The 21,277-nt window shown below is 42.4% G+C and carries 19 protein-coding genes and 1 pseudogene; 1 reads left to right on the top strand and 19 read right to left on the bottom strand.

The window, feature by feature from the left end; genetic code table 11:
- Positions 1-64: 64 nt before the first annotated feature.
- The 14 genes and pseudogenes from citC to ACIPK1_RS08930 form a co-directional block, all read right to left on the bottom strand.
- Positions 65-1,078: a [citrate (pro-3S)-lyase] ligase gene (gene citC / locus ACIPK1_RS08995; protein ID WP_301387557.1), complete on the bottom strand. Its 1,014-nt coding sequence runs from the start codon at positions 1,076-1,078 to the stop codon at positions 65-67.
- Positions 1,079-1,249: 171 nt separating this feature from the next.
- Positions 1,250-1,788: pseudogene (gene citX / locus ACIPK1_RS08990) on the bottom strand (citrate lyase holo-[acyl-carrier protein] synthase).
- Positions 1,781-3,313, bottom strand: a complete 1,533-nt coding sequence (gene citF / locus ACIPK1_RS08985) for a citrate lyase subunit alpha (RefSeq protein WP_142971759.1) — start codon at positions 3,311-3,313, stop codon at positions 1,781-1,783. The pseudogene citX and the gene citF overlap by 8 nt, the downstream one beginning before the upstream one ends.
- Positions 3,314-3,316: 3 nt before the next feature.
- Positions 3,317-4,204 (bottom strand): citrate (pro-3S)-lyase subunit beta, encoded by an 888-nt coding sequence (citE, locus tag ACIPK1_RS08980; protein ID WP_142971760.1) that lies wholly within the window; start codon positions 4,202-4,204, stop codon positions 3,317-3,319.
- On the bottom strand, positions 4,192-4,500 hold the full coding sequence (citD, locus tag ACIPK1_RS08975) for a citrate lyase acyl carrier protein (protein WP_142971788.1): 309 nt from the start codon (positions 4,498-4,500) through the stop codon (positions 4,192-4,194). Before citD ends, citE begins: the two co-directional genes overlap by 13 nt.
- 110 nt (positions 4,501-4,610) lie before the next feature.
- Positions 4,611-5,498 carry a triphosphoribosyl-dephospho-CoA synthase CitG gene (gene citG, locus ACIPK1_RS08970; RefSeq protein ID WP_221887583.1) on the bottom strand — a complete coding sequence of 296 codons (888 nt, stop codon included), beginning with the start codon at positions 5,496-5,498 and terminating at the stop codon, positions 4,611-4,613.
- 57 nt (positions 5,499-5,555) lie between these two features.
- Positions 5,556-6,686: a sodium ion-translocating decarboxylase subunit beta gene (locus ACIPK1_RS08965; protein ID WP_142971761.1), complete on the bottom strand. Its 1,131-nt coding sequence runs from the start codon at positions 6,684-6,686 to the stop codon at positions 5,556-5,558.
- Between the two features lie 13 nt (positions 6,687-6,699).
- Positions 6,700-7,050: a biotin/lipoyl-containing protein gene (locus tag ACIPK1_RS08960; protein ID WP_142971762.1), complete on the bottom strand. Its 351-nt coding sequence runs from the start codon at positions 7,048-7,050 to the stop codon at positions 6,700-6,702.
- Between the two features lie 26 nt (positions 7,051-7,076).
- The gene (locus ACIPK1_RS08955) at positions 7,077-7,337 is read right to left on the bottom strand and encodes an OadG family protein (protein ID WP_142971763.1); all 261 of its coding nucleotides are present in this window, start codon (positions 7,335-7,337) and stop codon (positions 7,077-7,079) included.
- Between the two features lie 16 nt (positions 7,338-7,353).
- Positions 7,354-8,754, bottom strand: coding sequence for an oxaloacetate decarboxylase subunit alpha (locus ACIPK1_RS08950; protein ID WP_142971764.1), 1,401 nt, complete (start codon positions 8,752-8,754; stop codon positions 7,354-7,356).
- A 124-nt stretch (positions 8,755-8,878) separates the two neighbouring features.
- On the bottom strand, positions 8,879-10,180 hold the full coding sequence (locus tag ACIPK1_RS08945) for a 2-hydroxycarboxylate transporter family protein (protein WP_142971765.1): 1,302 nt from the start codon (positions 10,178-10,180) through the stop codon (positions 8,879-8,881).
- Positions 10,181-10,433: 253 nt separating this feature from the next.
- Positions 10,434-11,243 (bottom strand): PTS system mannose/fructose/sorbose family transporter subunit IID, encoded by an 810-nt coding sequence (locus tag ACIPK1_RS08940; RefSeq protein ID WP_005226799.1) that lies wholly within the window; start codon positions 11,241-11,243, stop codon positions 10,434-10,436.
- On the bottom strand, positions 11,227-12,015 hold the full coding sequence (locus ACIPK1_RS08935; RefSeq protein ID WP_005226797.1) for a PTS sugar transporter subunit IIC: 789 nt from the start codon (positions 12,013-12,015) through the stop codon (positions 11,227-11,229). The genes ACIPK1_RS08940 and ACIPK1_RS08935 overlap by 17 nt, the downstream gene beginning before the upstream one ends.
- Before the next feature lie 140 nt (positions 12,016-12,155).
- Positions 12,156-13,118 carry a PTS mannose/fructose/sorbose transporter subunit IIAB gene (locus ACIPK1_RS08930; protein WP_301387547.1) on the bottom strand — a complete coding sequence of 321 codons (963 nt, stop codon included), beginning with the start codon at positions 13,116-13,118 and terminating at the stop codon, positions 12,156-12,158.
- A gap of 190 nt (positions 13,119-13,308) precedes the next feature.
- On the opposite strand from ACIPK1_RS08930, the gene ACIPK1_RS08925 reads away from it, so the two are divergent.
- On the top strand, positions 13,309-14,016 hold the full coding sequence (locus ACIPK1_RS08925) for a GntR family transcriptional regulator (RefSeq protein WP_034878155.1): 708 nt from the start codon (positions 13,309-13,311) through the stop codon (positions 14,014-14,016).
- 24 nt (positions 14,017-14,040) lie between these two features.
- Here ACIPK1_RS08925 and ACIPK1_RS08920 read toward each other — a convergent pair whose 3' ends face one another.
- The 5 genes from ACIPK1_RS08920 to lacD form a co-directional block, all read right to left on the bottom strand.
- A complete protein-coding gene (locus ACIPK1_RS08920; RefSeq protein WP_301387544.1) occupies positions 14,041-15,816 on the bottom strand; it encodes a beta-galactosidase family protein in 1,776 nt (591 codons plus the stop codon).
- A gap of 13 nt (positions 15,817-15,829) precedes the next feature.
- Positions 15,830-16,993: a glycoside hydrolase family 88 protein gene (locus ACIPK1_RS08915; RefSeq protein ID WP_400450550.1), complete on the bottom strand. Its 1,164-nt coding sequence runs from the start codon at positions 16,991-16,993 to the stop codon at positions 15,830-15,832.
- A 151-nt stretch (positions 16,994-17,144) separates the two neighbouring features.
- Positions 17,145-17,972 (bottom strand): hypothetical protein, encoded by an 828-nt coding sequence (locus tag ACIPK1_RS08910; protein ID WP_301387542.1) that lies wholly within the window; start codon positions 17,970-17,972, stop codon positions 17,145-17,147.
- Positions 17,947-19,713: a DUF2264 domain-containing protein gene (locus tag ACIPK1_RS08905; protein ID WP_301387541.1), complete on the bottom strand. Its 1,767-nt coding sequence runs from the start codon at positions 19,711-19,713 to the stop codon at positions 17,947-17,949. The genes ACIPK1_RS08910 and ACIPK1_RS08905 overlap by 26 nt, the downstream gene beginning before the upstream one ends.
- A 406-nt stretch (positions 19,714-20,119) precedes the next feature.
- Positions 20,120-21,115: a tagatose-bisphosphate aldolase gene (gene lacD / locus ACIPK1_RS08900; protein ID WP_301387539.1), complete on the bottom strand. Its 996-nt coding sequence runs from the start codon at positions 21,113-21,115 to the stop codon at positions 20,120-20,122.
- Positions 21,116-21,277: the final 162 nt, after the last annotated feature.

Raw genomic sequence — 21,277 nt, 5'->3', positions numbered from 1 at the left:
GCTTCCTCCTCAATTGAATGCATTCTGCAAAGTCCTATGTATGATTGACAATTGGGACTATACACTAAACATTTGAGGATTGATTCTGCTTCCAAAAGTCAATCAGCTGATCAACACTATGTTTGGGAACTAATCTTGTTACGCCATCGTAGTCTTTTTGGGCTAATAAACTTCTCACCTTCGAGGCGCTGATTGGCTCATCAGCTTCCTTCAATCTTGGAATTACTTTCACCTCTATTCCAAACTGAGGCAAAATGTTTGCCAACACTTGGTTGTACTGATTCGTTACTAGGCACAGCGGTTCCTCACCAACATAACGACGAGTTATGTTTAGTCTTGGCGCAATTAGTTTTGCAAAAATCGTAGCATCTAGTTCCGCATGAATGGCTACTACATCTTCTTGCTTTTTAAAGAAATAGGTAGGAAAGGTTGCTTTCGAAATAATATAATCTTTTCCTTCGCAAACAGAAACATTCTCTAAGTCTTGCGTCCCCGTTTTTACCAGCTCTACTCTTTGTTCAGCAGAAAATTCTGAACGATTTTCCATCACTATAAATAAGTAGACGTGCTCGTTTTCTTTGGCAGCCTTCTCAATAAGAAAACGATGCCCATTGGTAAAAGGATTACAATTCATTACTAATGCCGCAGCTTTTTGACCCTTAATACTATTTTTTTTCAACCTAGTAATATATTTTTTCAAACCATCTTTCTTGTTTTCCATAACTAAAACTTTATTCGGGATCTCAATTATTTCATGAAAGTGAAAAGCATCAAAGACAGAGCGATTTTTAGGTGTCGTGTATACAAAAAGATGTGTAATACCGTTAGAATATTGTTCAGCTATCAACTCTGATACAATCGCACTTGTCAATCCATAGCCACGATATTCATCTGCTACACACAAACATTTGATTACTTGATCATCATACGATCCGGTAGCGATTATTTCTCCATCCGCAAAGTATGCTATTGTAAACTCTATCGCTTCGTCAAAATAAAGCTCATAGTTTTCTAAAAAATTACGAACTTTTTCGCGATTACAGGAATCATATTTTGAAATAAATTTTTTCTCCTGCATGAACCTCACCCCACTCATCGATTTATACTTTTAAAAGCAGTTACTGCATATAAACAAATCCAATACTCAAAAGGACAATAATTTCCAAATTTATTTATGATTTTTTTGAAAGGAAGTCTTTCGAGTAAGGAATTTGTTTACTGTTAGCTGGCTTTTCAACTATCAATAGATTCAGGTTCTTGATGCTTCTTGGACTATTTGATAGATCTTTGTTTGTAACTCATTCAAAGAATGCTTTTTACTGCGTCCACAAACTTTGGCTTCCTCTTGACAAACAAAGCAGCTTCTAGCTGTATGATCTATTTCTTTCCTACTGATACTAACTGGTTGATTTGTTTTTAAAACAATGACATCAAGGTCAAACAGGCGACCTAACAACGTTATCTCTTCTAACTGCACCATTTTTTTTTCAGCATCTTCGCATCCAAATCAACCAGAGCATAGTATTCGCTCCCAGTTCTTTTTTGAGAATAGACTTCTTTTGACACAACAAATGGTAAAAGTTCTCTTTCAAGCAGCTTCAGGAAATACTCAAAAATAAGAGACAGAGCATCTGTATTTTTCACTGGTCCCGGAATATTCATAGTTACAGACAACAACGGATATTTTTCGTTTTCTAGTAAATTTCGTTGTTTAGTCGCTCTTTTCTCTCGAGCAGACAAAAGTTCCTCTAAGGAGACTTTCGGTCCATCAAAAAAATCACTAAACATTTTTCACAACATCTATGATGCTTCCATCTCGGTATTCAATTAAAGCGACGACCTTCTCCCCGTATTGAATAGGCTCGGGATCGCCAACAATTCCATAAGCGATGTCTTTTAGCTCCTTGATTGTGTATTGTGGTATGTCTAATTTAGCAAAAGCTTCAATCAAATCCTGTCTATCTGGATGAATCGCGATGCCAATTTCTGTCACTACCACGTCTACACTCGTTCCTGGGGTAATCACCGTATTAACTTGATCAACAATTGTCGGGATTCGACCGCGAACCAGTGGAGCAATTATTAAGCTCATCTTGCAGCCTGCACTTGTATCGCAATGACCGCCAGAAGCTCCTCGGATAACCCCATCTGACCCCGTCATCACATTGACATTAAACGCCGTATCAATTTCAAGAGCAGACAAGATTGCTGTATCGAGCTGGTTTACAAATGCGCCTTTACTCGAGGGAGATGCGTACATGTTTGCGTCAATTTCATAATGGTGCTCATTCGCTCCTAAGGAAATGGTTGAAGGATAATCAAAGTCTTGAACATCAATCACTTTTTTGACAAGCCCTTCCTCTAACAATTCCACCATTGCATTCGTGATCCCTCCAAGAGCAAAGTCAGCTGTAATACCATCTTTTATCATGGCATCCTTTAAGAATCTCGATACGGCTAGAGATGCGCCTCCTGTTCCTGTTTGGAAAGAAAATCCTTCTTTATAATACGGGGAGTGCGTAATCACTTTTGCCGCATATTCAGCGATCAGTAATTCTTTAGGATTCGTTGTGAAGCGAGTAGCACCCTTAGCAATTCCTTTCGGATCGCCAATTTCTGCTACTTCCACCACGTAATCAACATCTGTCTGTGGAATACTTATGGGGGTGTTGGGAAACGGCACCAATGTATCCGTTACCAAAACTACTTGATTTGCATATTTGGCATCCATCATCGCATATCCCAATGAGCCACATGTCGCCTTCCCAACTGTTCCATTGGCATTTCCGTATTCATCTGAGCTAGGGACGCCTAGAAATGCAACATCAATATGGATGTCTCCAGAAGTAATTGCGCGCGCTCTTCCGCCATGGGAACGAATAATGACTGGGTTTTGCATTATACCAGCTGAGATTGCCGCACCGACTTTGTCACGCAAGCCACTAGATGTAATATTAGTAATAACCCCGCTTTTAATATAGTCAATGATCGGCTCATGTATATTTGCAATTGAACTAGGCGCAATCGAAATATTCTTAAAGCCCATGTCAGCAATTTCTTTCAACACCATGTTCATCACATAATCGCCTTCACGAAAATGATGATGGAAGGAGATAGTCATACCATCCTTTAGTCCAGTCTTTTCAATTGCTGCACGAATTGTCGCTACTTTTTTTGATTCTCTAGGACGAACGGGGTTTATTTTCCGACTTGCTTCCTGGTAAGGACAAATCCGTTCAAATTCCCCTGCATAACTGCCGTACTGTTTGATAAATTCCTGAGGTATTTCTTTTCCAGCTTTATTAATCTCCATACTTTAAACCTCCTCTATATCAATGCATTTTACTGCTTTGGCTAAAGCAATCACTCGCTTTGCTCGATCAACAATAGGTTTATCTATCATCTTTCCATTAAGAGAAACAACCCCTAACCCTTTTTCCTCTGCCTCACGAATTGCCCAAATAATTTCTTTTGCATTTTGAATTTCTTTCTCACTTGGTGTATAAATTTCATGAACAAGAGGAATTTGGCGAGGATTGATGACTGATTTCCCATCAAAGCCTAATTGTTTAATCAAAGCTACTTCTTGTTTGAATCCTTCTGTATTCTCAACATCTGAATAGACCGTATCTATAGCAGAGATTCCCGCTGCACGCGCTGCATGTAAAATGGTGCTACGAGCAAAAAATAGTTCATGCCCTTCAGCGGAACGCTTCGTCTTCATATTTGTTACATAATCCTCCGCGCCTAAAGCAATACCAACCAAACGATTGGACGAAAGTGCAATTTCTCTTGCATTTAATACGCCGGTAGCTGACTCGATAGCTGCCATCATTTTCGTTGAGCCTACTTCAATGTCATTCTCTTGTTCCACTTCTGTAATAATTGTATCGACCTCAACGATATCATTCGCTGTTTCTGTTTTCGGTAATCGAATCACATCCACTCCTGCTAACACCATGGCTTCAATATCCTGTGTGCCACCATTTCCAGTCTCATTGATTCGAACTACAGTTTCCATGTGGCTGAAATCAAATGTTTTCAACGCATGATAGACCAGAGCCCTAGCAGAATCTTTTTCTTTAATAGCCACCGCATCTTCCAAATCAAACATGATCGCATCCGCTCCAAATAATCCAGCATCACGAAGCATTGCCGGATTAGCACCAGGAACGAACATCATTGTTCTTCTTAATTGCTCCATTGATCTAGCTCCTTCCAATTGTAGATTTCTCTTTCAGCTGCGCGATGCAGTGCCGTTATCACCCTCGCTTTAATCGTACAATCTAACGCTCCTTTGTCATTTATCTGTACCATCACTCCTGTAACACCTGCAGATTCGAGCACTTTAAAAATGACCATTTCAATTTTTTTACCAAACTGTTTTTGGACAATACTTTCAATTTCTACCTCATTCTTATCACTAACAATCGGTTCGATTGTTACTAAGCAATCACTGGACTCTAGTGTACCTGCAATCGCATTTTTTTTAATTATCATCATTCCCTAGTCAGTCCTTTCTTAAGTTATGTTATATACAGCAATAATCGGTGTTGCTTATCTCACTCTTCTCAGCGCATTTCCTCACTAGTTCTAATGAAGTTGAATCACTACCAGAACTTTTGTGTAAAATGAAAGAAAACAGTTACTGCCAATAAATCTGCAGATCCTCCAGGGCTGATATTGTCTATCAGACATTTCCCACAAAGCCGGTCAACTTCATTTCGACCTTCCTTTGTTCTCACACCACCGATTCTCAGAATTTCTTTTGCTGATTCTTGAATTTCGAATAAAGCTTCTCTATTGGCACGATGGATGATTGTAGTATCTTGACAGGTCGTCATGATTTTCAATAAGGTTTGGAGCAAGCGTGAGTGATTTGATAAATCTGCGTTTTGCTGATAAAAAGGCAAGCTGCTTAAAAATACTGTGGGTAGCCCTTGCTCTGCTTCTTCTCTTACTCCAGCAATTCCATGCTTCAGGTAGATTCTTTCACCATGAGAATATTCACGTTTTTTTGTAGCAGCTAAATCACTTTTGACAATTCCTTGTGTCATGTCTCGGATAATCGTTGAGATTTCTTCGTGTGAGCGCTTCTCAAAATAAGCTTTAGCCACCGCATTACAAGCAATACCCATCAAGAAAATAAGTCCTTTATGTGTATTGACACCTTCCGTAGCTTCAAGCATTTCCTGTTCCGCCTGAACACCCAATGTCCGTAACTCTAAAAATTGTTCCTTTGGCGATTGATGTGAAAGACCATTCATTGCTGCTAAGGCAAAGTACTTGATCAATACACTCGAACTATCAATAAAAGTAAACATGTCCATATCTCGATGAGCACCTGACGAAATTGGTGTTACAAGACCAGGCTTTGGAAAACTCATAACTTCGTATAATAAACTCCGTTCCGCAAGGGCAGCAATTTCAAAAGCAAGTGGATTCATTTGATACTGCGAGGCCAATAGATTCTGTTCATTGTCTGATTTTATATTCAAGATGACTCCTTTACTCTGCTAGATTTATTTCTTTTAATTTAAGGTTATCCGATACAGCTAACCAAAGATCGATAGGAAAATCCCAGCAACAATTGCTGTAGCAATTATCCCGGCAACGTTGGGTCCAAGAGCGTGTGGCAGCAAGTAATTATTAGAATTGTACTTGTTGCCTTCTCTTTGAACTACCCGAGCAGCCATTGGCATTGCAGATACACCTGCTGCCCCAATTAAAGGATTCACTTGTTGCTTTGTTAATTTACACATAACTTTCCCCATCAGAACGCCGAAGGCAGTACTAGCAATAAATGAGACCAGCCCCATAACAGTGATCAGTAATGTTGACTTTGTCAAAAATGTTTCGGCAGTAGCACTTGCACCGACCGTCAATCCTATTAGGAGTGTTAATAAATATAACAATTCATTTTGCAAGACTTCTGCTAACTTTTTCAGTTCTTTGACTTCTCGAATTAAGTTTCCAATCATCAGCATCCCAATTAAGGTAATCGCCGATGGAATAACCAATCCTACAAAGAGTGTCACAACAATCGGAAAAAGGATTTTTTCTTTCTGTGTAACCACTCTCAATTGTTTCATCTCAACTTGCCGCTCTTTTTTCGTTGTCAAAAAACGCATGATTGGTGGTTGGATAATTGGAATCAATGCCATGTATGAGTAGGCCGCCAGAGCAACTGCCGGCAACAAGTGAATAGCCAACCTACTTGTAATAAAAATAGTTGTTGGACCATCTGCTCCGCCAATAATGGCAACTGAAGAAGCTTCTTGCGGGGTCATCCCCAATAAAAGTGAACCAAAGAATGCAAAAAAGATGCCAACTTGAGCCGCTCCTCCTAAAAAAAGCGTTTTGGGATTTGCAATTAGCGAACTAAAATCTGTCGAAGCACCTAAACAAATAAAAATCAGCGGTGGATAAATTCCTAACTGTATCCCTTGGTACAAATAGTAAAGAATCCCACCTATCTCTTGTCCTGAAGGTGCATTCATTAACTCACTTTGCGGTAAGTTTGCGAGCAATATACCAAAGGACAATGGCAGCAAAAGAAAAGGCTCAATTTTTTTTACTACGGCGAGATAGATAAATCCTAATGCAATCAGCACCATCAGCAGCTCTTTATAGGAAGCGTTAGCTAACCCAGATGCATTAAGCAGTTCATTAAAAATAGCAACCATACCTTATCTCCTTCTATCGGATCTCAAATAAAGATTCATTCGTGTTGACTGACTGGCCTTCAGTGACAAAAAAAGCTGAAAGTATACCATCTTTGGTCGCCACAATGTTATTTTCCATTTTCAACGCCTCCAAAACCATCACAGCATCTCCTGCTTTCACTTGCTGACCCACTTTCTGTTCAAAACGAAGAACCGTCCCTGCCATCGGAGCAGATACTATCTCACCAGACGTTCGCTCAGGAGTAACTGGGGACTTGATAGTCTCAATACTTTGTTCATTTTTTCTGGTCTCTTCTGTTTGCTGTAGCTCTTCTACAGTGATTTTATATAATTTTTCATTAAATACGACTTCATACTGTTTCATGATCTGCACCCCTACTTTTTGTTTAGCTAATCTATCTCGGATAACTCTGTATTTATAACAATCCCTAACAGAACTGGAATCAATTCATCCCATTCATCTCCTGCAATTTCTTCCGTATTTTTTTTCGGTACCAAAACAGTAGTAGCTGTTTTTTGATTAATTGCTTCTTTTCCGAATACATAACCAGATAACAAAAGAATCCCCCACAAAACTACCAGCACGAAAAAAACAGCAGTAATTGAGCCAAACATCAATGTTATTGCATCAATAGTCAGTGATTCAGTCATTTTCTACACCTTCTTTTTACTTTGATATTCTACGTATGGTGATTCTAGGAGTCCCTAGCTGTTTTTTTTCAGGACGAGCGTACTTTCTTTCTAAAAATGCCTTACCGACTTGTGGAAACATAGCATAAATCAATACATCTTCTTCTGATTTTGCTAAATCCCCTAAAGTTGCACGCAACTCAGCCATTTCAGGCTGTAATAAATCCGCTGGACGTTGATAAGTGGCTTTCTCGTCCCCAATAATTTTTGTCTGTATTTTTTCATCAATTTCGCTAGGCGCTTTTCCATATCTTCCACGGAGATAGTCTTTGATTTCATTGGACACCATCTTGTACCTTTCTCCAGAAACAACATTGAAAACAGCTTGGGTTCCTACCATTTGGCTCATTGGAGTAACTAACGGAGGAAAACCCAAATCTTGACGTACACTAGGCACCTCCGCTAAAACCGTATCAAATTGGTGAACTGCATCTGCTTCTTTTAGCTGAGAATACAAATTAGAGAGCATACCTCCAGGCATTTGATTCAATGAAACTAAGGGTTCTATTCCTAACATCTTAGAATCAAAAATTCCTTCTTTGACATACTTTTCTTTTATTTGTTTAAAGTAGGTAGCTAACTCAGTCATCTTTTTCATATCCACATCTATATCAAATCCATATTCCTTCAAAACTAAGCTAATGATTTCAGACGACGGCTGACTCGTTCCACCAGCAAATGGAGAAATCGCACAATCTAATTGGTCGATTCCGGCTTTGGCTGCTTCTAAATAAGTCATCTCTGCGGTTCCACTTGTTGCATGAGTGTGTAGTTGAATTGGGATAGAAATCACCTTTTTTAAGCTAGCAATAAACTGCCTTGCTTTATAAGGAGTCAATATCCCCGCCATATCTTTTACGCATATAGAATCAGCCCCCATCGCTTCCATCTCCATGGCTAATTGTTTGAAATATTCTTCCGTATGGACTGGACTAATGGAATAGCATACTGTCAATTGAGCATGCTTGCCTGAAGCTTTGACCGCTTTTAAGGATGTCTCTAGATTTCTAGTATCGTTTAACGCATCGAATATACGAAAAATATCTATACCTGCTGTAGCAGCAGTAGAGATGAAAGATTCCACCACGTCATCAGCATAATGCCGATAACCAAGTAGATTTTGCCCTCTTAACAGCATCTGAAGCTTGGTGTGCTTTACTCTCTTTTTGATTTCTCTCAAGCGATCCCATGGGTCCTCATTCAGGTAACGAATCGCCGCATCAAAGGTTGCACCACCCCAACATTCTAATGAGCGGTATCCAATAGTATCCATTAGTTCAATTGCTGGAAGCATATCTTGGGTAGTCATTCTAGTCGCCATTAACGACTGGTGACCATCTCTTAAAACAGTCTCAGTCAGGTCAATTTTTTTCCTCATGCTTTACTCCTTTATTCCTATTTACTTGCTTTTTTATATCCTTCTATCGTAGAACGAAAAATCCCCTCGTTCATTACTTGCCTGATTTTCTGGAGATTTCTCTAGGATTCTAATTTCAATTTTGCTAGAGCAAGATTGAAAAAAGGATACTTGCAATAATTAATATCAATGCTCCACCGAGCCTAGTGGACAATTGTGCATATGCCATTAATTCCATACGATTTGCCGCGCCTAACGTAGCAATATCCCCAGATCCCCCACGATTAGCCATGCACAATCCTGCGGTGATTGCAGTATCTATTGGGTAAAATCCTACCAAGTACCCGACAAATCCTGCCCCGATCGTCGCACCTAGAACGACTAACATAGCAATAACAATATTAGGAACAGTAATTGCCGCAAACAATTCGAACAAATCTAATTCCACACCAACACCAATCATGATTAAAATGGTCAAGTGTTTAGAGAAAAAGCTCTGTAATCTTTTTGCGCCCATTCTAACATTCAGCGGGATAACATCGAATGCTTGGAGTATAATTACAAAAATAACCATATAGGCCAATTGATGGATTGGAAAACCAAACACTGTTGGCAATAAAAAGTTACTAAAGAATAAGCCCACAACATAACAGCTAAGTGCTACTAAAAATCCGGCAGCCACATCTTTCAAATTTGGCGTATAGTCTTCTACTTTAATTTTCTCCTCTGATGACTTCCGCATCAGAGTCGTGCCATCACCAGTCCAACTTGGAATCAACTCGCCCAACCTGTTCAACAAGGCCGCGAAAACGATTGCAATAATATTGGCAACCGTCAGAATAATAATTGCGAATCCATAATATATTTCGCTTGGTTCTCCTGTTACTTCTGAATAAATTTCTGAAAGAGGAATTGCTCCCCCAGCATTTCCACCACCCAATACAGGCAACACATAGTTTGTTGTGATTTCGCTAGGTGAAATGCCAAACACCATACCACCAATAATGCCAAAGGCAATGGCCAGGACTAATCCGCCTAGAATTGCTGGGAAGTACCCCATAAAGCTCTTAAATAAAATAGTACGCTCTAAGGACATGATGGATCCGGCAAGCAGTACAACAATGAATAATGTCAAAAAGTTAACGCTTCCAGTGAAACCATCGATTGCTGTGATATATTCCTCAGGGATTAATTGATACGTACCAATGATCGAGGCACCAAAGAAAGCTAACAGTAATCCTCCACCAATATACGTGTTCCAAATTGGTATTCTTTTTCCTATTTCATTTAGTGGAATCCCTAATGCCAACATTAGAGCTAGTACACTAGGCATATCTGTTCCTAACGCACCAAAGAACATGCTTAAGATAATGACGCCGCAGGAAAAAATAGCAATGTACCATGGGACCCCGTAAAACTCCAGTTTTCTCTTTTTCGATTCAACCATTTTTATAAAAACTCTCCTCTCGTAAAACAAATCTAACATCACTTTGTTAAGTTATAACTTATTTTCATATTATCAAACAATTTCCATTTAGAATATATATCCGTGACCAAAAACACATTACAAGTACACTTGCAGCTTTCTTCAAAATTCTAAGTAAATTCATTAGCTATAGACACAAAAAAAGAGTGCGGAAAAATATTCCACACTCTTTTTCTATTTACGTATTCTTATCTATCAGTTGTTACTGCTAATCTTAACCCAAAATACCAAACGCACTCAAAACGATCGACAAGATCAAGATGATCCAAATCACTCGAGTGGAATTTAGTTTCTTTTGGCCTAACATCCAGTAGGTCAGCAAGACGAGCAAGATAGGTACAAGGGATGGCAAGATGGCATCCAACGTGTCTTGGATCACTAATTCGACGCCGTCTTTTTTATAGACAAAAGGAACGGTCGCTTTAACGACAGAGGGAATCAAAGCACCAATCACTGTGACCCCTAAAACGGTTGCGGCATTAGTGAAGGCAGATAATTTGTCTTTCAAGGTCGTCACTAATTTGACCCCTTGTTTGTAACCTAAGGGAAGCAACGCTGCCCGACCGAAAAGTAACGCGATGTTGGCGATGATCCAGATGACACAACCAACGACGGAACCATTTTGCGCCAATGTGCCAGCAACAGAGCCAAAGATCGTTCCCCAAATCACGTGGAACAAGGAGTCACCAACACCGGCTAAGGAACCCATCAAGGCCGTTTTCAAGGCGATGATCGTTTCTTTGGCTTTGTGTCCGTCTTGTTCTTCAATCGCGACATCGATCCCCATGATCAAGTTCCCAAAGATCGCATTGGTATTAAAAAATTGATTGTGGGTCCGCAGCATATCTTGCAGCTGGGTTTCATCATGGCCATAGAATTTTTTCAAGACGGGCAGGATGCCGTAAAGGTAGCCTGAACTCATCATTCGCTCATAGTTCCAGTTTAATTGGCTTGCCAAAATATAACGCCAGCTAATGGTATTCAACTCTTTTTTTGTCAGTTTTTGATCACTCATCGCCATCATATCCTCCTTCAAAATCTCCGGCAGCTGCCGTTGCAACCGTGCCTTTTTCGCTATCACGTTTAAAGACTAACATTGCTGCTACAAGTCCGATGATGGAAACGCCGAGCATTGGTACTTGCAGATACGCAGCTAAAAAGAAGCCTAATAACAAATAAGGAATGTAGTGCTTTGTTGGCAAGTAGCGCAATAAGATCGCTACTCCGACGACTGGCAAGACGCCACCAGCGGTTTTTAGTCCGGTCATCAGCCATTCTGGCGTGTTATCGGTAATCGTCGTAACGACTGCATCTCCAGCTAAAAGCATCAATAAAATCGGAATCGCCCGTGACAATCCCCATAAGAAAGAACCCGATAAAACTAACCGTGGGATTCGTTTGACTTGCATGTTGTCGATGGCTCTATCGATCCGGTGTAGTAGAAATACGTTACAAAAACGAGCCACGACATCCAGTTGCAGCATCAGCAAGGACACTGGAACTGCTAAGCCGATGCCATATTCCGCGCCGTTTCCTGAGATCACGGCAAACGCTGTTCCCAGTACTGCGCCGGTAAAATAATCCGGGACGGATGCACCACCAAATGCGGCGATCCCCAAACGCATCAACTGCAAGGTCCCACCGACCATCAAACCGGTCTTTAAGTCCCCCATGATCATTCCAGAAATCATTCCGGCGATCGCTGGTTGGGTCAACGTATTGGAAATAAGTGAATCATTAATAGCAATAAAAGCATAAACAGTAATAAGAATGATTTGATACGCTGCTAAATGCATGAATTTTCCTCCTAATTGTATGAACGAGTCTTAACTGGCTAGTTATCGATCGTTATGTCGCCTCAGATAAATCGTGAAAAACACTCGTTTTTTGACAAATCTTCCGCTACATATTCTCCTCGATTCAATCCCTGCCTGGTTTATCCTCGTAATTTCTTCATAAAGTCGATCGATGGTTCATTGGGTACAAGCTGTGCCGTGACGGTGATGCCTTTTGCGGCGATCGCTTCAAAGATCGGCTCTTCTTCTGGCAGTACTTGAATGCTTTTGGTCACTTCCCGTGCGCCTTCTTTGTAGCTCATGTTGCCGACGTTGATCGCTTTGATCGGTCCATCTGCTTCAATATAACGCAAAACATCTTGGGGATTTTTGAAAAGCAAAAACAACCGTTGTTTTCCATAACGACCGGCGCGAATATTTTTGGCTGCCGTTGCCACCGGAAGGACCGAAAGTCGCATCGAAGTTGGCGCTGCCATTCGTAAAGAAGATTTTTGTAATGGGTCTACGGCGGCTTCATCATTGGCTACGATGATCCGTTGCGTGTTTAAACTGGTGGACCAGATACCGGCGACTTGTCCATGGATCAAGCGCTCATCGATTCGACTATTGACGATATTTTCTTGCCCAGCATACGCACTGTAATCCCCTAATTCCTCTTGCTTTTCTTCTAAAATCTCTTGTTCTGCTTGGTTCATCCCTGCTTTGACATCAACGATGTTTTCTTTGGCTAAGCAAAGCAGTTCTTTGATCGTCGCTCGTTGATTGACGACTGCCTCGATCACTACGGACAATGTCATTCCAGCTAAGATCGCCACTTCGTCATCCTCTAAATAATTCTTGACTGCAACGTTGCACGGGGTTCCTCCTAATAAATCCGCAATAATCAATGTTGAACCGTTAAGGGCTTTCATTTTCTCGTTCAATTCTTTCTCAAATTGCAGATTGTCACTATCTGGTCGTAATGAAACGGTGTGAACGTTTGCTTGCTGGCCTACGATCATCTCCAGACTGCTTTTGACCCCTTCTGCCATGCCGCCATGACTGATCAATACAATGTTTTCCACTAATTTCCCTCCTACTCCGCAGGTCGCCCCACTTAACATGTTATGTTCCTTGTAAGCATACTATACCACATGGCAAGCCATTCGTAAACCTAATATCTTAACATATTGAATTTTATTTTTCAGGCCTGTATAGACTGGAAAACAACGAATTTTCTACACTAATTAAGTGGCAGGAAAGGATTTAACATGTTATGCTTGATGTATTCATATGGAATGGAGGGAAACCACTGTGCTGCCAAAGTATGAGCAGATCAAGCAAGATCTTTTACAAGAAATCAAAGACCATAAATTCATTCCCGGCGATAAGTTTTATTCAGAGGCGGATATCAAGCGGATGTATTCTGTTAGTTCGATCACGGCAGTCAAAGCGTTGAATGAATTGACGAGTGCTGGCTATCTGTATCGCATCCAAGGCAAAGGGACCTTTGTCTCAAAAGCAAAAGTATCTCAGAGTGTGAAGTTTTCAGACATTGAGCTGCATTCACTGGACCAAGAAAAGGTCAAGGTCCTTGCGGTGGAAGAAGGAAATGACCCAGAGATTTTGAAAGAATTAGGATTGGCTGCCAGTGCTTCCTACTACCGAATCAAACGAGTCCGCTATTTTGGCGACGTTCCTTTCTTGGTTCACATCACTCATTTGCCGAAGAAGCTGATGAAAGAACCGATCGCCAAAAACCTCAACCAATATGCTAGTGTTTATGAGCGGGTCCGAAAAGACTTTGCGATCGACCTTTTCTCATTGGCTTCTGTTGAAACCAACGAAATCGTCTTTCCTGATGACGCTGAATTGTTGAACTTATTGCAACTGAGCTTCCGAGAGCCTGCGGTCAAACAAGTCAAGCACTCCTATTTGGCAGATGGAAGTGTCGCTGAATACATCGTCAGCTACAAGCACTGGAAATATTTCAAAACAAAAATAGAAGTAGAGCCCGCGTAAATTTGGGTCTCTACTTCTATTTTTTTATTCTACGACAGGTTGATCACAGAAAACGAGTTCCTTGATCTCAACGCCATCGGTTTCAAATACCACGACTTCGTTGCTGCCTTTTTTCAAAAATTCTTTCGGACAGTATAAGGAATGCACGGGGCCACGTTGCCAATAGCGACCAAGATTGATGCCATTGACGATAACGACGCCTTTCCCATACCCACGACAATCGATAAACGTATCTCCTACCTCTGTCAGCGTGAAGGTCGTTTGATAAAAGGAGGGGTGTGTCGGATTTTTTCCTGCTTGATAATCGATGGCTTGTAGCTGCTCTGCGGAAAGCGTCAATGGGTAATGACGATAGTCTTGATGGAAATGAATATCTTGCATGATGCCCCCACGGATGCCTTTGGCTTGTGTAGGCCCATTCAATTTAAACCCGTAGTTCACGCGCCCTAAGTTTTCTACTAAGACATCTAGCTCGATGGTTTCTTTATCTGGTGTCCCTTGGATCAACAGCTCCTCACCTAGCGTTTCTTGGTATTGGATCGCCTGTAATTGGCCGTCGGTAAAAATATGCAACCGATCGCTAGCTTCTACCACTTTTAATTTGTTTTCTCGATGATAGTTTTTTAACTGAACCGAATAGAGCAAATAGCCGTAGCCTGTGCTGACAGTTTCCATTGTTAGTGGATACATGTTTTCTTGCGGTGCCATCAGCTGATCTTTGATAGCCAATAATGAGACACTGTTTTCGATGGGAAAGGTTCCTAATGCCGCTAATTGCTTGGTCCGTGGTTTGGCTTGCCACACTTCGGGACAGGCTTCTTTTATGGCTTTTTGTACATGATAGTATTTGTCGGTAGGTTCTCCTGCTTCTGTCAGTAAAGCATCGTAATCATAGCTGGACACTTGTGGTAGATCCAGCGCTCCCCGAGCGGAACAGCCATTGTAAAAGCCAAAGTTCGTACCTCCATGGAACATGTAAAGATTCAAGGAGCCGACTGCTAACATCTCTTTGACTTCATTGGCTAAGTCTTGACCGTCTCGCTTGATGATTGGCTCGCCCCAGCGGTTGAACCAGCCATCCCAGTATTCCATGCACATGATGGGCCAATTTTTGCCATGTTTTGCCATGAAATCTTTCATCACAGCCGCATTTTCCTTGGAACGACTGCCGAAATTGCCTGTGACAAAGACGTCGTCTTCAATCAATGTTCCAGCGTCCAAGACTTCTTCCCATGCCCCATCTGAGGTAAACAAGGGTACATCGATGCCGTATTCTTCCATCAACTCCTTGGTCTGGCGCAAATACGCTTTTTCCATTCCATAAGAGCCGTACTCATTTTCCACCTGCATCATGATCACTGGTCCCCCATGGGTGATCTGCAACGGCACAAGCTTTGGCAACAAGACCTGGAAATAGTTGCGCACCTTTGCCATGAAGCGTGGGTCGGTTGAGCGCAACCGCATCGGTTCATTTAACAGCCAAGCTGGCAACCCGCCAAATTCCCATTCAGCACAGATGTAGACGGAAGGTCGTAAAATGACCATCAAGCCAAGCGTTTGGGCTTGCTTTACAAAAGCACAGATGTCTTTCATTCCTTCAAAGTCGTAGACTCCTTCACGAGGTTCGTGGAGATTCCAAGGAATGTAGGTCTCAACTGTGTTGGCTCCCAGTGCTTTTAGATTGTAGAGGCTATCTGTCCATTGCGCCGGTGTCATGCGGAAATAATGGATCGCTCCGCTGATCAATTTGATTGGTTTTCCATCTAACAAAAAATCTTCTTTTATCTCAAACGTTCGCATGTCGTCTTCCCCTTTACCAGTATCTTTGCCAATCAGGCAATGCCAATCGGATCAATCCTTCTAAATAGAAATAATCACCCCAAAGATTGGGCTCATCGATGCCTTTGCCTTCCGCATGAGCATACACACCATGCAGCAATAATCCTTCATTTTCTGGCACTTGGCTCGCTGCATACTGCTCGCCTAATTGGTAAAGCATTCCTTTAGCGATTTTTTGGGCATCGGGATATGCCCCCATTTTCTCTGCTTCCAACAAGCCACAAGCCGCAATCGCTAAAGCAGAGCTGTCTTTTTCAACAGGATGTTGGTCGTTAAAATCAAAGTCCCAATACGGCACCAAATCTGCTGGCAAATGAGCCAAAAACACCTCCACGATCTGCGGATAATTTTCTGGAAAAGGCTGACTATGCAGGTAGCTTTCATTCAAAGGAAGCCCTAAAATCGCCCAGCTCTGCCCTCGTGCCCAAATCGATTGGTCGCTGTTTCCTTGATGCGTCGCACCGTGACTTGGCTGCCCCGTCTCAGGATCGAAATAATACGTATGAAAGGTGGTGGCGTCATTCTTGATGACGGTCTTTCGGACTGTCTGATAATGCTTACTCGCAGCCTCTGCGTAGCGAGGCGCTCCCGACAATTGAGTTGCTGCAAATAAAAGCGGCAAGTTCAGTAGCGAATCAATAATCAAGCGGTATTCTTGTGGGTCGCCATAAGCGCCCCAAGCTTGAATAAATTCCCCCTTTTCTTGAAACCGTGCCAACAAAACATCTGCTGCTTGAATGACTTCTTGCTTGCAGTGTTCATCGCCGGTGATCTTGTAGCCCGCACCGGCAGATAAGCTATATAAAAAACCAATATCATGATGATCTAATACAAAATGGTCGTCTAAACGCGTTTGAAAACTGTCGATATTTGTCATAGCTCGATCAAGAAAGTTCTTTTCCTTGGTCCACTCATAGGCGAGCCACAACATCCCGGTCCAAAAGCCATTGGTCCAATCATCGTTGCCTTTCAGCCGATATTTGCCATTGGTGGCACAGGCTGAAGGAAATTGTGTGCCAAAGCGCTGACTATTTTTTTCGATCTGTTGGATGCACGCGGTGATTTTATCCGCTACCCACACATCGGTCACTTTTTCTCCTAACAGGATCAAGCGTTGTTTGTTCTCTTGCAGAGGCATATTTACCCTCTCCTTAACTTGTTAACATATTAACTGAAATCATTATAACGTAAACGCACAAAAAAAGCGACCTTCCTTCCTTGATTCCTAAAAAAAAGAGCATGACAACTGCACACAAATGCAGACCTGTCATGCTCTTGTCCTCTTTTTTTTAACAGTTCCAACCAAATACTTCGATTTGTGTAAGAGCTGGAAACGGGGAATCATCCTCTGCTTTTTGCAGCTCTTTATAGGTCAGCTTAGTCGTTTCTTTTTTCGGAAAACGAACTTCTTGAAAAGACGCCGTATTTGTCGTTTCCACCACCAGCTCTTCTCCATCAGCAAAGACCAAGGTCCCTTTGGTCCAATAGCTATCATGGGGATAATCTGCCCGCAATAGGAAGCGAACCCGATCAATCAAGACGGGACGACCAAACTCAATGGTCAATGCAGCATCGGCTTGCTGATTGATGCCCCAAGAAGCAAACGGATACGACCCGTGGGATCGGTTGCCATATTTTCCATCAATCGCATTCTTAGCAAAAAAGACGGAATCATCTCGCGTTTCCACATTCGCTGAAGCATGAGGATACGCCCCTGTCGCTGACTTTTGATCATGGGCATTGAAGGATAAATTTTGATAATTCGTGATCTCAAACGCATGGGCTTTACGCACCATCAGGTGATGGCGCTGCGAGGCAAAGGCCGTTTCCACCGAGGACTTTCGATGAGATTCCGTCCAAGGAATCTGATACTCCCAAGTGGATTGGGAAAGATAGATCAATGATGGTGCTAAGGTTTCATCAAGCTGAAGGACATAATACGGATTTTCCCCCGTCACCTCAATAACGACCTTATCTCCTTCCTCATAGGGATAGTTTTTAATGGCTAATACGGCCAAATCATCATCAGAAACTTGAAATGGCGCGGGTTCTTTTTCATGGTCGATGCGACCGACGATCACCTGGTCCTGCTTATTTTTTATTGCTAGCGTAATCATTTGGATCGCTCCTTTCTTTTTCTACGATACCACCGACTAAACAAATCAAACGGTGCTTCCCGGGCGGAATATGTTGTGCTAAGTATGGAAAACTGGTTCTTGGAAAAAAGACGGAGGTATTGGCTTCTGGCTGAACAATACTGGCTTGTTGATAGCCTTCGATGTTGATGATTTGAGAACAAAAGCCCCCTTCACTGACTCGACTCCAGATCGGTCCTGTTTGGGCCTGAGGCAACCGTCCAGTCAGCGGTACACTAAATCCGCCCTCACGAAGGTCCAACGAAATCGTCGTCGTCAACTCGTGCACGCGCACATGCCACTGACCAAAGGGATAAATCTCAGTTTCAATCACTACCTCCTCAAAGGGCGCCCATTGGAAAAAGACGCCTTTTTCCGTCACTCGATAATCCATGACTGCGCCCTTCGTGCGAAAATAGCTGCCATCTCGAGCAATAGCTAATGTGCTATCGAAGGCGCCTTCGGCATACGTGACGCCGGCTTTCGGCACACTGAAGCCAAATTTGCTCGAATAGACGAATTTGCTGTATTTTGCTTGAGCATGCGCTTGCTGTTCAAGCATCAAACCTGCAGGATACCCCAACAAATGATGGTTTTTTTCATTGTGCACCAGCAACATATTGCCTTTTTCAATCCGTTTTTGCAGCTCTCTCTTGATTGGCTCAGGTTCAGCCCGCCAAAAAGGATGCGTTTCTGCGACCGCTAAAAGCAAAAAGGTCTTAAGCCCCCAGTAAGGCGAGCCTGGTGCATTGTACCCTTCTGCCATCACTTGATTTTCATAGTGGTATCCGATGGACAAGCGACCATCGAAAGTGAAAATCTCCTGCGCCATCCAATTGCGCAAGTGTTTCGCCAGTAGTCCTCGCACCTGTCCCCATGGGATCGCTTCGACATCTGCGAAAACCAGCGCCGAGAAAAACGCCCCTTGCGCAAACCGATAGGTCAGGCTGCGGCCATAGGGCAAGGCTTCGCCGTCTTCATCAAAATAATAGATGAAGTCTTGGGCAAATCGGGTGGCCCGTTCTTTAAAACGCTGTGCCCATTCTGGGTCTTCGTCTTGCATAAATGTAGCGTAAATCAAGCCATAATAATGAAACGCAAAAGGAATATAGTAATCTCGCTGCGTCGTTTTCCCATCTACGTACCAACCATCGCCAATGTACATGGAATCGATCAATGCCAACTCTTGGGACAATGCTTCTTTTGCCAACGGTTCCCCACAGTGAAACAGGGCAATGCGAATCAACACTTTGAAGAATGTCCAGTTGTTCTTAGGAATCTTGCACGCAAGTGCTTGGGATAGCCAAGCCACTAGCTTTCGCTGGTTCTTCTGCGGCAACGCTGTCCAAAAAGCATCCTTTTGCAATAAAAGAGTCAATGACAATGCGGCTGCTTCCACGATGTATTGATCATAATCCGTGATCCTTCCCCAGTAAAATGCGTGTTCAGGATCTGTCCCCGCCATCACTTTTTCCACATAAGCTGCTCGTAACGGATCATCTGAGCAAATCCTCCAATAAGGCGCCAACCCCCACAAAGGACGCACAAGCGCTTCCATCTCAGCCCGTGTTCGGTCATACACGGCCCCACTGCTACCTAGATTCAATCCTGGATAGTCATCTGCCAATATTGCTGCTTGCAAAGGAGCGATCATGTCTTCCAATGCCCGCTGATAATCCAGACGCGTCAAAAACGGATTCTCTTTGATTGCCATTTGCTTCATACGCCATCTCCTTCTGTCAATTTACAGAACAGAATAGCAAGCAACGGCTTTTTTATCAAGCGATCTTCTACTGGCAATACTGTTGAAAAATGAGAAAAGATTTTGAGGGATTTTTGACTTAACCTGTTAACAAATCTTTTGGGATTGATTTTCTTGCCTTCATTTTCTTTTAACTAGCAAAGTTAACTTAGTCTATATGAAAAAATTATGATAAATCATCCGTAGTGCCATGACTTTTTTTCATAATTTTTTTGCTAACCTTTTTTTGTCTAAATGAGGTCAGCATCCGTTATACTATCAACCTTTTTTCACTAGAAAAAGACACCCTAAAGCCTTAAGTAAGAAGCCTACCACTTCTTCTCAAAAGTCCTTAAGATGTCTGATTATTGGCTATTTCTCTTGTCAACTATTCTTCGACCGTGACTTTGTCCCACCAAGAAGTGGCGGTCTTTTGGATCACTTCATTCAAGTCTTCGATGTGCTGTTTTCCGGTACTTGCTAGCCATTCTTTGGCTGCTTCTGTCCCTTGTTTTACAAAGGGATCAACACCGTCTTTCCACGTTGCCCGGCCGCACAAGACGCCATTGAAGGTTGAACCGGCTTCTTTGGCAAAAACCAGTGTTTCTTGGAATAAGCTGGCTGATACGCCTGCACTGAGAAAAATAAACGGCAGATGCGTCGCATCGCTTTGCGCTTTGAAATACGCTGCGGCTTCTTCCTTGGTATGCACGGCTTCTCCCTTGGCAAAATCTGCCACATAATTCATGTTGACTGGTACTTCCACCTTTAACACATCGACTTTGTACTGTGGTTTTGAAAATTCCTTCATCAATCCGATGACTTTTTCTGGTTTGCGTTGCGCATATGCTTTTGAGTCGACTTCAGGCAACTTAGCATCATAGGAAAGAACTTCTAAAAAGAAGGGCAGATCAGCGGCTTGGCATTCGCTGCCGAGTCGTTCCACAAAGACGTGTTTCAACTGATTGATCTGGGCATCTTCATCTACATCATAATAAAGCAAAAATTTGATGGCATCGGCGCCTGCTGCTTTTAATCGCTCAACTGACCATTCTCCTAATAAATCAGGCAAACGTCCCGGCGTAGTCGCATCATAGCCGGTTTTTTCATACGCCAGCAAAAGCCCCGCCTCTGGATCACGACTTTGCGCAGCTGCCAACCCATATTCTGGATCTAGTAAAATGGAAGACGCGTAAGGGGTCAATTCTTGTGAGACTAGCTTTTTAAACTGGCTGATTTTTTCTGCATCAGCCTCCACGCCAAGTGCTGCCATCATTTTTTTCAAGGCACCTCGTTGGTCGATTGCTAAAGCTGCGATCACTCCTTCTTTCGTTGACAGGCGATCCATCGCTGCTTTTTTGGCTTTCGTTACGGTTGCTTTCATTAAAATTCCTCCTTTTTTGTCCATGCCAAAGAATCAACCGCTTTCACTTTTTTTCAGCGTTGGCGAAACGGTTGTCAGCACGTATAAAAATGTCTATTGATGAAGCCGTTCGACTGATTGACCACCGCACGTATCGACTTCGTACAAGAAAAGATACGTGCT

Source organism: Enterococcus sp. NPDC086594 (genome assembly GCF_044746145.1).
Taxonomy (GTDB): Bacteria; Bacillota; Bacilli; order Lactobacillales; family Enterococcaceae; genus Enterococcus_D; species Enterococcus_D entomosocium.
The sequence above is the reverse complement of the archived record's forward strand: the minus strand, read 5'-3'. Positions and strand labels throughout refer to the sequence as shown.

What these genes read in the sequence shown, in the direction of transcription:
- citC (WP_301387557.1), bottom strand. Translation starts at nt 1,078, where the DNA reads ATGCAGGAGAAAAAATTTATTTCAAAATATGATTCCTGTAATCGCGAA.
- citF (WP_142971759.1), bottom strand. Translation starts at nt 3,313, where the DNA reads ATGGAGATTAATAAAGCTGGAAAAGAAATACCTCAGGAATTTATCAAA.
- citE (WP_142971760.1), bottom strand. Translation starts at nt 4,204, where the DNA reads ATGGAGCAATTAAGAAGAACAATGATGTTCGTTCCTGGTGCTAATCCG.
- citD (WP_142971788.1), bottom strand. Translation starts at nt 4,500, where the DNA reads ATGATAATTAAAAAAAATGCGATTGCAGGTACACTAGAGTCCAGTGAT.
- ACIPK1_RS08965 (WP_142971761.1), bottom strand. Translation starts at nt 6,686, where the DNA reads ATGGTTGCTATTTTTAATGAACTGCTTAATGCATCTGGGTTAGCTAAC.
- ACIPK1_RS08960 (WP_142971762.1), bottom strand. Translation starts at nt 7,050, where the DNA reads ATGAAACAGTATGAAGTCGTATTTAATGAAAAATTATATAAAATCACT.
- ACIPK1_RS08955 (WP_142971763.1), bottom strand. Translation starts at nt 7,337, where the DNA reads ATGACTGAATCACTGACTATTGATGCAATAACATTGATGTTTGGCTCA.
- ACIPK1_RS08950 (WP_142971764.1), bottom strand. Translation starts at nt 8,754, where the DNA reads ATGAGGAAAAAAATTGACCTGACTGAGACTGTTTTAAGAGATGGTCAC.
- ACIPK1_RS08945 (WP_142971765.1), bottom strand. Translation starts at nt 10,180, where the DNA reads ATGGTTGAATCGAAAAAGAGAAAACTGGAGTTTTACGGGGTCCCATGG.
- ACIPK1_RS08940 (WP_005226799.1), bottom strand. Translation starts at nt 11,243, where the DNA reads ATGATGGCGATGAGTGATCAAAAACTGACAAAAAAAGAGTTGAATACC.
- ACIPK1_RS08935 (WP_005226797.1), bottom strand. Translation starts at nt 12,015, where the DNA reads ATGCATTTAGCAGCGTATCAAATCATTCTTATTACTGTTTATGCTTTT.
- ACIPK1_RS08930 (WP_301387547.1), bottom strand. Translation starts at nt 13,118, where the DNA reads ATGTTAAGTGGGGCGACCTGCGGAGTAGGAGGGAAATTAGTGGAAAAC.
- ACIPK1_RS08920 (WP_301387544.1), bottom strand. Translation starts at nt 15,816, where the DNA reads ATGCGAACGTTTGAGATAAAAGAAGATTTTTTGTTAGATGGAAAACCA.
- ACIPK1_RS08915 (WP_400450550.1), bottom strand. Translation starts at nt 16,993, where the DNA reads ATGCCTCTGCAAGAGAACAAACAACGCTTGATCCTGTTAGGAGAAAAA.
- ACIPK1_RS08910 (WP_301387542.1), bottom strand. Translation starts at nt 17,972, where the DNA reads ATGATTACGCTAGCAATAAAAAATAAGCAGGACCAGGTGATCGTCGGT.
- ACIPK1_RS08905 (WP_301387541.1), bottom strand. Translation starts at nt 19,713, where the DNA reads ATGAAGCAAATGGCAATCAAAGAGAATCCGTTTTTGACGCGTCTGGAT.
- lacD (WP_301387539.1), bottom strand. Translation starts at nt 21,115, where the DNA reads ATGAAAGCAACCGTAACGAAAGCCAAAAAAGCAGCGATGGATCGCCTG.